The 13,035-nt window shown below is 56.8% G+C and carries 12 protein-coding genes and 1 pseudogene; 9 read left to right on the forward strand and 4 right to left on the reverse strand.

What is annotated here, in order from left to right:
- Positions 1-44: 44 nt before the first annotated feature.
- The 4 genes and pseudogenes from prfB to OA238_RS06310 all read left to right on the forward strand — a co-directional run.
- Positions 45-1,172, forward strand: coding sequence for a peptide chain release factor 2 (prfB, locus tag OA238_RS06295; RefSeq protein WP_015494542.1), 1,128 nt, complete (start codon positions 45-47; stop codon positions 1,170-1,172).
- A 108-nt stretch (positions 1,173-1,280) separates the two neighbouring features.
- Positions 1,281-1,718, forward strand: a complete 438-nt coding sequence (locus OA238_RS06300; protein ID WP_245581453.1) for a DUF2189 domain-containing protein — start codon at positions 1,281-1,283, stop codon at positions 1,716-1,718.
- A 73-nt stretch (positions 1,719-1,791) separates the two neighbouring features.
- The gene (gene tnpA / locus OA238_RS06305; protein WP_015494130.1) at positions 1,792-2,211 is read left to right on the forward strand and encodes an IS200/IS605 family transposase; all 420 of its coding nucleotides are present in this window, start codon (positions 1,792-1,794) and stop codon (positions 2,209-2,211) included.
- A pseudogene (locus OA238_RS06310) lies at positions 2,208-2,627 on the forward strand (DUF2189 domain-containing protein); the annotation flags it as partial. The gene tnpA and the pseudogene OA238_RS06310, both read left to right, overlap by 4 nt.
- 90 nt (positions 2,628-2,717) lie before the next feature.
- On the opposite strand, the gene OA238_RS06315 reads toward OA238_RS06310, so the two are convergent.
- The 4 genes from OA238_RS06315 to bcp all read right to left on the reverse strand — a co-directional run bounded on the left by OA238_RS06315 (position 2,718) and on the right by bcp (position 6,247).
- Positions 2,718-3,236 (reverse strand): bactofilin family protein, encoded by a 519-nt coding sequence (locus tag OA238_RS06315; protein WP_015494543.1) that lies wholly within the window; start codon positions 3,234-3,236, stop codon positions 2,718-2,720.
- Positions 3,226-4,545, reverse strand: a complete 1,320-nt coding sequence (locus OA238_RS06320) for a M23 family metallopeptidase (protein WP_015494544.1) — start codon at positions 4,543-4,545, stop codon at positions 3,226-3,228. Before OA238_RS06320 ends, OA238_RS06315 begins: the two co-directional genes overlap by 11 nt.
- 419 nt (positions 4,546-4,964) lie before the next feature.
- Positions 4,965-5,726 carry an MBL fold metallo-hydrolase gene (locus tag OA238_RS06325; protein WP_015494545.1) on the reverse strand — a complete coding sequence of 254 codons (762 nt, stop codon included), beginning with the start codon at positions 5,724-5,726 and terminating at the stop codon, positions 4,965-4,967.
- 59 nt (positions 5,727-5,785) lie between these two features.
- The gene (bcp, locus tag OA238_RS06330) at positions 5,786-6,247 is read right to left on the reverse strand and encodes a thioredoxin-dependent thiol peroxidase (RefSeq protein ID WP_044038021.1); all 462 of its coding nucleotides are present in this window, start codon (positions 6,245-6,247) and stop codon (positions 5,786-5,788) included.
- Between the two features lie 59 nt (positions 6,248-6,306).
- Between bcp and OA238_RS06335 the strand changes: the two genes are divergently transcribed.
- The 5 genes from OA238_RS06335 (at position 6,307) to OA238_RS06355 (ending at position 13,024) form a co-directional block, all read left to right on the forward strand.
- On the forward strand, positions 6,307-9,609 hold the full coding sequence (locus OA238_RS06335) for a YhdP family protein (protein ID WP_015494547.1): 3,303 nt from the start codon (positions 6,307-6,309) through the stop codon (positions 9,607-9,609).
- A 26-nt stretch (positions 9,610-9,635) separates the two neighbouring features.
- Entirely contained in the window at positions 9,636-10,688 is a 1,053-nt protein-coding gene (gene queA, locus OA238_RS06340; protein WP_015494548.1) for a tRNA preQ1(34) S-adenosylmethionine ribosyltransferase-isomerase QueA, read from the forward strand.
- A gap of 3 nt (positions 10,689-10,691) precedes the next feature.
- Entirely contained in the window at positions 10,692-10,913 is a 222-nt protein-coding gene (locus tag OA238_RS06345) for a hypothetical protein (RefSeq protein ID WP_044036404.1), read from the forward strand.
- Between the two features lie 181 nt (positions 10,914-11,094).
- Positions 11,095-12,369, forward strand: coding sequence for an MFS transporter (locus OA238_RS06350; RefSeq protein WP_015494549.1), 1,275 nt, complete (start codon positions 11,095-11,097; stop codon positions 12,367-12,369).
- 70 nt (positions 12,370-12,439) lie between these two features.
- A complete protein-coding gene (locus OA238_RS06355) occupies positions 12,440-13,024 on the forward strand; it encodes a DUF924 family protein (protein ID WP_015494550.1) in 585 nt (194 codons plus the stop codon).
- The last annotated feature ends 11 nt before the right edge of the window (positions 13,025-13,035 follow it).

Raw genomic sequence — 13,035 nt, forward strand, 5'->3', positions numbered from 1 at the left:
GCGATGCGATAGAGCACCCCGAAACCCCTTGGTAGAAGTTAGACATGCGCGCTGAAATCCAAACGATCGCTGGCGAAATTGAAAAAAGTCTGTCGTTGCTGGCGCAGCGAATGGAGTGGGACACTGCATCCCATCGCTTGGAAGAATTCAACGCACGTGTGGAAGACCCCACACTGTGGGACGATCCGGATGCTGCGCAAAAATTGATGCGGGATCGCCAGTCGCTGGTCGATGCCATCGCAAGCTATGAAGCCATCAGACAAGAGCTGTCGGATCATGTAGAGCTTATCGAGATGGGCGAGATGGAAGACGACGCAGGTGTTGTCACTGAGGCGGAGGACGGGCTTAAGGTCTTGGCGGCGAAAGCGGCCGAGAAAGAGCTTGAGGCGCTGCTGAATGGCGAAGCGGACGCCAATGATACTTTCCTTGAGATCAATTCGGGCGCTGGCGGTACGGAGGCTTGTGATTGGGCCGCGATGCTGGCGCGGATGTATGTCCGGTGGGCCGAGCGCAAGGGCTACAAGGTTGAATTGCAATCTGAATCCGCAGGCGAAGAGGTCGGTATTAAATCGGCGTCCTACAAGATCAGTGGTCATAACGCCTATGGTTGGTTGAAGTCTGAATCTGGTGTGCATCGCCTTGTGAGGATTTCGCCGTTTGATTCTGCCGCCAAGCGGCACACGTCGTTCACATCTGTGAAGGTTTATCCGGTTGTTGATGACAATATTGAGATTGAGGTCAACCCGTCTGACATTCGCATTGATACTTACCGGTCGTCCGGTGCGGGCGGTCAGCACGTCAACACCACCGATTCCGCGGTGCGGATTACCCACGCGCCGACTGGTATTGTGGTGACGTCATCGGAAAAATCGCAACATCAGAACCGCGACATCGCGATGAAGGCGTTGAAGTCACGGTTGTATCAGATTGAAATGGATAAGCGGTCTGCACTGGTCAACGAGGTCCACGAGAATGCTGGCGATGCAGGATGGGGCAACCAGATCCGGTCCTATGTGTTGCAGCCCTATCAGATGGTCAAAGACTTGCGCACTCGCCACGAGACGTCTGACACGCAAGGTGTGCTCGATGGTGATCTGGATGCGTTTATGGGCGCGACGTTGGCCATGGACGTCAGTGGCAAAAGCCGCGCAGACGCCAACGCTGACGATTAAGGGCTGGCGTGTTGCGCCCTCTGGCCGCAGGTATTTAACACACAACGACTCTTCGTGCCGCTTGACGCGGTTGGATTTGCGCAGGATGTATGAGACTGGAGGGTCGTTATGTCCGAAACTTCGAAACCAGCCCAATCACCAGAACCGTCCCCAATTCCAAGTGTCGGCACGGTCACGGTGCACGAACTCTGGACCTGCCTGAAGGCAGGTGTTGCAGACTTTCGGGCGGCGCCGCAATTCGGGCTGTTCTTTTCGGCCGTCTATGTGGTGGCCGGATTTTTCATGCTTTGGCTCGGGGCAGGGCATGTGTCGTGGATTTTAGCAACGTCACTGGTGTTTCCACTGGCAGCCCCGTTTGCGGCCGTCGGGTTATACGAAGTTTCACGCCGCCTAGAAGCCTGCGCGCCGCTGGAATGGCGCGGCGTCTTGGGTGTGGTCTGGCAGGAACGGACGCGGCAGGTGCCAATGTTGGGTGCAATCATCGTGCTTTACTTTCCACAAACGGGATTAAAGCCACCGGCTTCCAGCCGGTCCGCTTTAGCGTAATGTACTATAATCTTCCCTCTCATTTTTAAGACCCCGCGAAGCGGTAAGGGTCTTAAAAATGAGAGGGAAGATTATGATCTATTCCACAGGAAGCCATACCAAATTTTATCACCGGTTTCACGTCGTCTGGACAACAAAATACCGATACAAAGTTATGCGCGGTGAGATGCGTGAGCGTATCCGTGAAATCATTATCCAAACATGCCAAGAACTTGGCGTGCATATTGAGAAGGGCGTATTGTCGACCGATCACGTCCACATGTTCATATCGGTCCCGCCTCAGATAGCATTGTCAAAGGTGATGATGCGGATCAAGGGACGCTCGTCTTATAAGATACAGCGCGAGTTTCCCGAACTGCGCAAACGGTACTGGGGCCAGCGGTTTTGGGCTCGCGGATTTTTCTCAACAACCAGCGGCAATGTCACTGACGCTGTCATACTTCAGTATCTTGAATTACATTCAAAAAGGGAACCTACCGGCGTCAGCCGGTAGTCGTTCAGTTCCTGTTCTGGACGTTTCTGGCACATATGATTTTCGCGCTGTTTATGGGGATTGGCACGCTGACCAATATCACGACATCTTGGGAGGCGTTTCTGACGCCATCAGGCGTGGCGATGATAGTTGTCGAGATTGTTGTGGGTGCGGTGCTTGCGTTCTTTTTGTTTTCGCTGACGGTCGTCAGTCTGCCGTTGCTGCTGGATAAGGAAATCGATTTTGTCACCGCCATGCTGCTAAGCGTGCAGTGCGTGCGCGCGAATGTCAGGGTGATGCTGTGCTGGGCATTCGTTGTGGCAACGCTGACGTTTTTGGCGCTTTTGCCTTGGTTTTTAGGCTTGGTGGTCGTGTTGCCTGTGCTGGGCCATGCAACGTGGCACCTGTATCGCCGCGCACTTTATGATCCGCTGTAGCGACGTAACATACCCTATATGACCATCTCGCGGACACGAAAACGGGGCCAACGCTGGTGCGCGGCCCCGTTTTAAAAACTCAAAAAGGGTCTAGACTTTCGGTGTGTTGGGTGTGACTGGCGCCGCTGGTTGTTTTGGTGCGCTTTTGGGCGCGCCTGAGTTCAGCGGGTCGTCTTGGCGTTGAACAGAGCCCTCAAAGTGGGCGCCGGATTCAATTGCAATGGTCTTGTGGATGATGTCACCCTCAACCCGTGCGGTGGATGTCAGGCGAACCTTGAGGCCGCGCACTGTGCCAACAATGCGGCCGTTGACCACAACGTCGTCCGCCATGCATTCGCCGTTGACTGTTGCACCCTCTCCGACTGTCAACAGGTGCGCGCGGATGTCGCCATCAACGGTGCCTTCAATCTGGATATCGCCAGTGGTCTTCAGATTGCCCGTGATGTGCAGGTCCGGAGACAACTGCGACGCCGGTGGCTTTGCTTTTGGCGCGGAGGATTTGAAATCGCTCTGCGATGGAACAGGGGACCCGCCGGAAGGCTTGGTCGTGTCCTGTGTGGAAGGAGCGGCAGGGGTGCCAGGTTCGTTGATTTTGCTTTTAGAAAACATCTTGTCCAGCTCTTATATAAATCATGGGGTTAACGGGTCGTCCGCCAACGCGGATTTCGTAATGAAGGTGCGGGCCAGTTGATCGTCCAGAGTTTCCAATATCACCAATCCGGTCACCGCGCGAGAGTCTTTGTCCAACTTCGACGCGAATCCGGTTTTGGTGCGCATATCGTGTCTCAATTCCGAACGCATGCTGTACCTTGACGAGACGTCCATATCCTGAGGACCAGCCTGCAAACGTGACTACACCGTCTGCGGGTGCGTAGATTGGTGTACCGGTCGGGGCGGCAAAGTCGGTACCGTTGTGCATCCGGCCCCAGCGCATTCCGTAACCAGACGTAAACCGGAACCCGGGGCGCACAGGCATATCGAACGGGATGCGTTCAGCCGCGATGCGGTACAGGTTTAAGCGGTCCATTGACCTCAAGATACCGTTCGCGCGGGCCGCGTCGGGGTCTTCCTGACCACCACGGGTCGAAAATTGCAGCGGCGTCAGGGGGCCACCCATGCCAGAATATCCGCGGCGAACCTGATCAAGGACATCATCAGAGTTCATGCCCGCTGCGCGGAACATGTTGTCGAGGGGTTCTACCGAAACAGTGAACGCTTCTTCGAGCTGACGGAAAATCTGGTCGTTGCGATCTTGGAGCAAGCGCAGTTCGAGTTCCATATCAGCCGCATGGCTGAGGGCGAATTCGGCATCGTTTGCGATCTGGTCACGTTCTGCGGCGGTATCAGCGAGAGCGGTTGCCAAGAGATCAACGGTGCTATCCGCTTGACCGGCTTGCGCATACCCGACCGGCAGGTCGCCATCGCCTTGGATGACCGTTTCAAGCACCAAAATCTGATCCTGCGCATCTTTGCGTTCGCCCATGGTGCGGCGCAGCGTGACTTGCACGACTTCTAGACCGGTTTCCAATTCGCGGCGACGATCCTCTGAGCGCAGCAATTCGGATTGCATAAGAGAGACCTGATCAAGTGCTGAAGAGAAGCGTTGTTGTGCGGCGACAGCTTCGCCGGTGCGGACATCGCGTTCAACAGACATTGCGTTGAGGCGCTCTTCGTATGTGGATTGGTCACGTTGAGCTTGGGCGCGGAAATTGCCTGCGCCGATGCTGTCCATTAAGAGCACTGCGGTGGCAATAATTGTCCAACTGACAACAAGGGCACTCCCCGTCCATGCAAGAAGCTGGGTTTCAGGTTTGAGACGGATAAACCGCGTCTCAGTGTCTGAACGTAGGAATAAACGCTTCTCAGGGAAGCGCTTTTCCAAAGCGACATGCATCTTATGTATCAAGCGTGCTTTCACGTGTGTGTCCTGATCCCATCCCGAAACGTTAACGTGACCCCGCAATCACGTCATGACCGTGTTAACGGGTGGTGGAATCGCTGGCAAGGTTTTTGCCCAAATGATTGAAGATTCAGTGTTCTACAGCGTAATGTGGGCATCAAACCGCCGACTACGATGGGGCGTATGGGCCGAATTGGCCGCAGAAATTGGTTAACGTCTGCATTTGGTAACGACGGCGTCGGTTGGCGATGGACCCAACTGCGCGGAACCGTCAGGAGGCCATTGCACATTTTGGATGTGGTATAGCGGGTGCTTAATCAAAATGGCGTAGGTTTAATGACTATGGCGGCGAAGTCACTGCAGTGCAGTCATGGTGCGAAAGGCTGGTTTGCGGACCGGCTCTAAAATCTTTGCCGATCCGCAAGGGGTGGATACGGTTAGCTGTACCAACCGCCCATTTTTGCTTCGATTCCGTCAGGCAGCATTGCGGCGAATTCGGCAGGGTCTTGTGTGCCGTTGTCGCGGCCACGGTAGTGGTAGGGATAGACATACGTCGGGGCAAATTCAGCGACCGCTGATGCTGCAGCTTCTGCGTCCATCGTGAACGGCAAGTTCATGCAGACAAAAGCGAGGTCGATGTTTTCAAGGCCGCGCATTTCGGGCGTGTCTTCGGTGTCACCGGAAATGTAGACGCGGAAGTCACGATAGGTCAGCACATAGCCGTTGTCGCGCCCTTGGGGGTGGAAGTTCAGGCGGTCTTCGGTGGTGTTATAGGCCGCGATTGCATCAATCGTCAGATCGCCCAGACCCATCCTGTCGCCATTGGCAAGCGATGTTGCGCGGGCTTGCTGGTCTTCGGTTAGCATGGCGAACACGGCTGGATTGGTGATGAAGACGCTGGAACCAGTGTCGAGTGCTGCAAGCGTTTCGGCATCGAAGTGATCACCATGTTCATGGGTGATCAGGATTATGGCCGCCGCAGGTAGGCCCGCGTAGTCCGCAGCATCACCAACCGGATCGACGTAGATTGTGCCATCAGCCAGTTCCAGCACAAGGGATGCGTGCGCGATGGGATGGACGGTCAAATCGCCCATCGATGTTGGAAACATATCAGGTGCATGGCCGTCGGCGCGCGCTGCAAACGGTAGCAATGTGATCGCCGCACCAGAGGTCGCGAGGAATGTTCTACGGGTGTGCATTGTGGTCTCTCCTAGTTTCAACTTTTATGATCGTTAACGCAGTACGTTAAATTTTCTGTCTAGAGCGCACGGATGGTGTCCAAGACGTCTTCGACGTGGCCCGGCACTTTTACTTTGCGCCAGATTTTGGCGATTTTGCCGTCGACGATCAGGAATGTGGCGCGTTCGATCCCCATAAAGACCTTGCCGTACATCTTTTTCTCGCCCCAGACGCCGTAGCGTTCGCAGACGTCACCCTCAGCGTCAGACAACAGTGCAATTTTTAGGTTGTGTTTGGTGATAAACTTTTCGTGCTTGGCGACGGTGTCTTTGCTGACGCCGAGGATCGTGGCACCGCTTGCGCTAAACGCGACCAGTTGATCGGTGAACCCGATCGCTTCGGTCGTGCAGCCCGGCGTGTCGTCGCGCGGATAGAAATAGACCACGACAGGGCCTTTCAGGTCGGCCAAGGTGACGGTGTTGGCGCCGTCACGGGGCAGGGAGATGGCGGGGGCTGTATCGCCTTCACGAAGTTCTGACATTTTGGGGTCCATTCAGGTTGTATTGCGTTCTAGCCCGACAGCGGCGATTATAAACCCCTATGAACGAGAACAGTAATACCCCAGCAGAAATTGACGTGCCGCAGGTGAAGACCCGCCGCCCGAAATCTTTGCGCGTGTGGTGGTGGCTGCGCGCCCTGATCTTGACGATCGGCGCCCCGGTGTTGATGGTGATTATCGCCGCAGTTTTGCTGATCGGTCGCGAGGTGTCGGCGCCATCATGGATTGTGCGCGACGTCGAAGTGCGCGCGGCTGAGGTCTTGGCCGGCGGATCGATGGGGTTTGGCGCCATGAAGGTCACGATCGGGCAAGATTTTCACCCGCGATTGGTTTTGGAGAACGCGGTGTTGCGCGACGCTGACGGTGGCGTCTTGGCACGCGTTCCGCGCATCGAAGCCTTGGTGTCGCCGCGCGGAGTGTTGCAGGGGCGTATTCTGGCGCAGGACATTACACTGCGCGGCGCGCAAATTTCGCTGCGACGTGCCAAGGACGGCACAGTGGCGTTGGCGTTTCACCAAGACTCCGCTGCCATTGGTGCGGCGGATGGTTTTCTAGATTTGTTGGATCAAATCGATCAGGTCTTCAACGAGGGCGCGCTTGAGGCGCTTGAGCAGGTGCACGCCACCGGATTGATCATCAATTATATTGATGCGCGTGCGGGGCGGTCCTGGATCATTGATGACGGACGCATTGCGCTTGATGTGCGCGATGGTGGGCTGCAACTGCGTGCGAATGTCGCGTTGTTGTCGGGGCGGTCTTACGTGACCAACGCCGAACTCACCTATAATTCGCCGCGCGGCAGCCGGACGGCGCAGATCGGGCTGGCGATCACGGATGCGGCGGCGGCAGACATTGCCAGCCAATCGCCACTGCTGGCGTGGCTTGGCGTTCTTGATGCGCCGATTTCGGGGGCCGTGCGCGGCCAGTTGGACGAGGACGGCGGGCTGACGTCGGTGTCGGCCACGTTGCAGATTGGCGCGGGCGAATTGCGGCCCAATTCCCAAGCGCGGCCTATACCGTTTAATTCTGCGCGCACTTATCTAAGCTATGATCCCTTGGCCGATCAGTTGACGTTTGATCTGATTGAAGTGGACAGCGCCCTTGGGCGTGTGGCGGGGACGGCGCGCACGTATCTGCGTGAATTTGAAGACGGGTGGCCGTTGGCGCTGTTGGGCCAGTTGCAATTTAGCGAGATTTCCAGCGCACCCGAGGTGATATTCGACAGCCGGATTGCGATGTCGCAGGCGAACTTGGATTTCCGGTTACGCCTTGATCCGTTCACGCTGGATATCGGGCAGGCGGTGTTTGTGAATGACGATGTGCCCCTGCGCATGCATGGGCAGGTCTCGGCGGGGTCACAAGGCTGGTCTGTTGCCCTTGACGTGCAGACGGACGAAATTCGCTCCGATCAGGTGATTGCCCTTTGGCCGACAGATATGGCAGCAGAGACCCGCGACTGGCTTGTTGAAAATGTGCGGAGTGGCTATTTTTACGATCCCACAGTCGTGTTCCGCGCCCGCCCGGATGCGCCACCGTCTTTGGCATTGTCGATGGAATTTCGTGATGCGGACATCGCGATTATGCCCACTTTGCCACCCATTGAAGGCGCAAGCGGCACGCTGTCGATCCTTGATCGACGCATGGCGATGACGCTGGACCGCGGCCAAGTGACAGCACCGAATGGTGGGCGGATTGAAATGGCGGGAAGCACAATGGTGATCCCCCACACAGGCATCCCGAACGCGTCGGCGCGGTTTGATTTGTCCTTGCAGGGGCGTTTGACGGCGGCGATGGCGATCCTGAACCTTGAACCGTTCAACGCGCTGCGCAATTCGGATTTACCGGTGGGTTTCGCGCAGGGTAACGCAAACATTCAAGTCGTGCTTGAAACACCATTGGGAAAAGGCATTACGCCAGATCAAAGGGCATGGTCTGCCAGCGCGCAGGTGCGAAATGTGCGATCTGATATTTTGATCCCGAACCGCACGATCACCGCATCAGCGCTGCAAGTGAGTGCAAACGCGGACAGTTTGGTGGTGCGCGGGCCTGTGCAACTGGGCGACGTTGGCGGCGCGGTTACGTTTTCGCGCGCATTGGGTGAAGGGTCAGAGGGCACCGCGTGGGTTGACGCCAGCGTCAACATCGGACCTGCTTTTCTAGATGCGTTCAACGTCAATTTGCCGCCGGGGATGGTCACGGGCCAAGCGCCCGCGCAGGTTGCCATCAACCTGAGCGACCCAAACGCGGCAGGGTTTCGTCTGACGTCTGATTTGCGCGGTGCGGAATTGTCACTGGCCGGTTTGGGCTGGTCCAAAGCGCGCGAGGTGGCGGCAGCATTGACGATTGTCGGGCAGCTTGGTGAAACGCCGCGCATTGACGAATTGTCGATTACAGCGCCCGGTTTGCAGACCACGGGCACGATCCGGTTGGCGCCTGGTGGCGGACTATACCGCGCGGCGTTTGAAAGGGTGCGTTTGGGGGGCTGGCTTGACGCGCCTGTCGTGCTGCTCGGACGCGGCGCGGGTCGCCCTGTTCAGGTGCAAATTGCAGGCGGAACGCTGGACCTTCGGGCGGCGAATTTCGATGCGGGTGGAGACGGTGAGGGCGCGCCGCTGGACCTCGCACTGGATCGTTTGCAAATCACGGACAGCATCGCGATTGAGAATTTTCGCGGCACGTTTACATCGCCAGCGGGGCTTCAGGGGCAGTTTCAGGGCGACGTAAATGGCGCAACTGCGGTGCGTGGGACAGTGGTGCCGGTCAATGGGCGATCCGCCGTGCGCATTGTCAGTGATGACGCCGGAGGTCTGTTTCGCGCCGCGGGGCTTTTGCGCAACGCCTATGGTGGCGAGGTGCAGTTGACCCTGATCCCTGCGGGCGCTGAGGGCAGTTATGACGGAACCTTGGTTGGCACTGCGTTGCGCATCCGCGATGCGCCAGCGCTGGCGTCGCTTCTGGATGCGATTTCGGTCGTTGGGCTGCTGTCCCAGATGGGCGGACAGGGCTTATTGTTCACGGATGTCGATGCGCAATTCCGACTGACGCCGGATCGTGTGATCGTCACACAATCAAGCGCGGTTGGTCCGGGCCTTGGCATTTCGCTGGACGGAATTTACAGCCAAGGCACGGGAACGATGGATTTTCAGGGGGTCGTGTCGCCGCTGTTTTTAATCAACGGGATTGGTGCGATTTTTACGCGCCCCGGAGAAGGGCTGATCGGGTTCAATTTCAATTTGCGTGGCCCCGTTGACAACCCGTCGGTTTCGGTAAATCCGCTGTCGGCACTGACGCCGGGAATGTTTCGCGATATTTTCCGCCCCCCCCCCCCCACCGTGGGCCAATAGGACCCAAGATCCATAGGACGCTGACAATGAAGCTGAGCGATTTTGATTTCGATCTGCCTGACACGCTGATCGCGGTGCGCCCCGTGCGACCCCGCAGTTCTGCCAAATTGTTGGTGGCAGACGGGCCTGAAACGCACGATCTACAGGTGACAGACCTAAGATCGGTGCTGCAGGCGGGCGATCATCTGGTGCTGAACGACACCAAAGTTATTCCCGCGCGGCTGTTCGGGGAACGCATCCGCAAAAGCCCGGATGGCGCGGGGCTGGCCAAGATCGAAGTCACGTTGCTGGAACCGCAGGCCGATGGCACGTGGGCTGCGTTAATCAAGCCGCTGCGCAAAGTGCGCGATGGCGAACGGATCGTGTTTTCGCAAGATCTATCGGCCATGCTGGTGCACCGCTACGATGGTATGGGCTATCTGGAATTTAACGTCAAAGACGATGATTTTGATACCGCCTTGAACGCGGTGGGTGCGATGCCTTTGCCGCCATATATTGCTGCAAAACGGCCAGCCGATGATCTGGACAAAGACGATTATCAGACGGTTTGGGCCCGCGCATCCGGGGCTGTGGCCGCACCAACGGCGTCTTTGCATTTTGAGCAATGGTTGCTGGATGACCTCATCGCGATGGGCGTGAAAATCAGCTATGTGACGCTGCATGTGGGGGCAGGAACGTTCGTGCCGGTGAAGGTCGATGATGTTGCCGATCACGTGATGCATTCTGAGTGGGGACAGGTCAGCGCGCTGGCGGCGTCCGACATCATGGCGACCAAGGCGGCGGGTGGCCGTGTCATCCCCGTTGGCACAACCGCGTGCCGTCTGATCGAAACTGCAGGGGCCTCTGGCACGCTTGTGGAATGGGAAGGCGAGACGGATATCTTCATCACGCCTGGGTTCGAATTTCAAATCACTGACGGTCTGATGACCAATTTTCACCTGCCGAAATCTACGTTGATGATGTTGGTGAGCGCGTTGATGGGCACGCAGCGCATCAAGGACATCTATGCGCATGCGATCGCCAATGAATACCGGTTTTTCAGCTACGGTGACGCGTCCATTTTGTTGCCAAAGGGTTAACGGATGCGAATGAAGGTTGAACAGGTGCCTAACGCCCTGCTGGCCTTGCGCTGGGGCGTGATGGTGCTGGCACTGATCTCGCTGTTTGTGCTGGAGTGGTCCGGGGTGGCGTTTGCCTTGATCATGATCGGGCTTGGCCTATGTGTGGTGTTGCGATTTGCTGGCGCGCGCCGCTGGATCGCGTCAAAGCTGACAAATGGCAAGTCCGATCAAATTCCAAAGTAGGCGCGCCAACTCGCTGGACGCAGCGCCGTGGTCATAAAACTGCAATTACTCTTGGGCTAGAAGCCGCTTGTGGCCCAAAGTGACGGCTTGCGGCATGAATTCGTCGTCTTTAGGGGCGACGCAAATTGGTGACTCGCGCAAGTCGTAGTCAACGGAAAGATAAAGTCTGGAAGGGCGCACGATGCTTAAGGTTTTAATCGGGTCATGGGCGCTGTTCCTTGGTATGTTCATGCTGATGGTTGGCAACGGATTGCAGGGGACACTCCTGGGTATCCGTGGCGGCATTGAGAACTTTTCGACCTTCCATATGTCGATCATCATGTCGGCCTATTTCGTTGGCTTCTTGGGGGGATCACGCCTCGCGCCGGAAATGATCCGTCGGGTTGGCCATGTGCGGGTGTTTGCCGCCCTTGGTTCGACGATATCTGCCGTGTTAATCCTGTATCCGGTCCTGACCGAAGTCTGGGCGTGGACATTGGGCCGCGTTGTGATCGGGTTCTGTTTCGCGGGCGTTTATGTGACGGCGGAAAGCTGGCTGAACAACGCCGCGACCAACGAAAACCGTGGAAAATCGCTGAGTGTTTATATGTTGGCACAGATGTCGGGCATCGTTGTGGCACAGGGTATTTTGAGCGTCGGTGACGTTGGCGGCTATGTCTTGTTCATTATCCCGTCCGTTCTGGTTTCGCTGGCGTTTGCACCGATTTTGCTGTCAGTGTCCCCGACACCGTCGTTTGAAACCACGCGAGCCATGAGCATCCGTAATCTCGTAAAAATATCGCCTTTAGCGTCTGTCGGGATGTTTTTGTTGGGCGGTGTGTTTGCGGCGCAGTTTGGCATGACGGCGGTTTACGGCACGCAAGCCGGGATGAGCGTCGGGCAGATTTCGCTGCTGGTGTCAGTGATTTATGTCACGGCTTTGGCGGCGCAGTATCCAATCGGTTGGGCGTCAGACCGGATGGATCGACGTATCCTGATCATCGGGCTCGCGGCGTTGGGCGGTGTGGGGGCGTTGCTGTCGGCGATGTCAGGGGGTGATTACTATGTCATTCTGGTCGGGGCCGCGATTGTCGGGGGCACGTCAAACCCACTTTATTCGCTCTATATTGCTTACGCGAACGACTTTCTTGAACACGAAGACATGGCAGCGGCGTCCGCCGGATTCATCTTTATCAACGGTTTTGGGGCGATCATGGGCCCGATTCTGTTGGGCTATGTGATGGGTGCCTTTGGTGAGGCTTATTTCTGGGTTGTTGTGGCATTCCTGATGCTCACAATGGCGGTATATGGATTGGTACGGGTCCTGCAGCGGCCCAGCGATACATCGGTTGAGGATCAGGTACACTACGCGCCGGTTCTGGCCAGTTCGTCGCATGTCGCCTTGGGGGTTTCGCAAGAGATTTACATCGAAACAGAACTGGAAGACCAAGCTGCGGAGGCAGAGCAAAATACCTAGAGGTTGCCAGAGCTTACGGTTTCTGTAACGGTCAAAGATGGGGCACGAGTTGGGATCGAAAGGGACAGCAATGGTCACTCCTGAACAGGTATTATCGTATTGGGTCGATGACGTGGGGCCGGTTGGCTGGTACAGCGGCAACGCCGAACTTGACGCAGAATTGCGTGAGAAATTCGCCGCCACTTGGCGTGAGGCACGCACGGGAGCCTGTGGGCTTTGGTTGACGTCACCGGTCGGAACACTTGGATATATTGTGCTGACCGATCAACTGCCGCGCAACATGCATCGCGGCACCGCAGATGCGTTTGTGACAGACAAAAGCGCGCGGGCATCGGCCAAAATAGCGATCGAACGCGACTGGGATTTGCGGATACCCGAACCCGTGCGCCAGTTTTTTTATATACCCTTGATGCATTCTGAAAACCTGATCGATCAAGACCGATGCTGCCGATTGATGAAGACGCGGATGCCGGAAGTCGGGCTGGACAGTTTACGCCACGCCCGCGCCCATCGTGAGATTATTCGCCAGTTCGGAAGGTTTCCATTTCGCAACGAGGCCCTTGATCGCGCGACCACATCTGCAGAAGCGCGCTGGATGAAAGAGGGTGGATACGCATCGGCCCTTCGGGTCGTTGACGCAAAAACGGCCGCCTAATACCAACGGCC

This window comes from Octadecabacter arcticus 238 (assembly GCF_000155735.2).
Classification (GTDB): Bacteria; Pseudomonadota; Alphaproteobacteria; order Rhodobacterales; family Rhodobacteraceae; genus Octadecabacter; species Octadecabacter arcticus.